The sequence below is a fragment of the Plebeiibacterium sediminum genome (assembly GCF_026013605.1).
Lineage (GTDB): Bacteria > Bacteroidota > Bacteroidia > Bacteroidales > Marinilabiliaceae > Saccharicrinis > Saccharicrinis sediminus.
In genome coordinates, this window is the sequence record NZ_JAPDPJ010000290.1 from 1 (window position 1) to 529 (window position 529).

The 529-nt window shown below is 49.9% G+C and carries 1 rRNA gene; it reads right to left on the reverse strand.

Features of this window, described 5'->3' with window-relative positions:
* Positions 1-529 (reverse strand): 23S ribosomal RNA (locus tag OM075_RS25505); the annotation flags it as partial.

A 529-nucleotide genomic window follows, 5' to 3' on the forward strand; every position in this document is an offset into this window, starting at 1 on the left:
GTCTCTGACCTATCCTACACATTACTTACCCACAACCAATGTTAAGTTGCAGTAAAGGTTCACGGGGTCTTTCCGTCCCGTTGCGGGTAATCGGCATCTTCACCGATACTACAATTTCACCGAGCTCATGGTTGAGACAGTGCGCACATCGTTACACCATTCGTGCAGGTCGGAACTTACCCGACAAGGAATTTCGCTACCTTAGGACCGTTATAGTTACGGCCGCCGTTTACTGGGGCTTCAATTCAAACCTTCGCTTACGCTAAGCTCTCCTCTTAACCTTCCAGCACCGGGCAGGTGTCAGGCCTTATACGTCTTCTTTCGAATTTGCAAAGCCATGTGTTTTTGATAAACAGTCGCATGCGCCATTTCTCTGCGGCCTACCGAAGTAGGCGCCCCTTATCCCGAAGTTACGGGGCCAATTTGCCGAGTTCCTTAACCATGAATCACTCGAGCGCCTTAGTATACTCAACCCAACTACGTGTGTCCGTTTACAGTACGGGCCCCTATACTCGCTTTTCTTGGTACC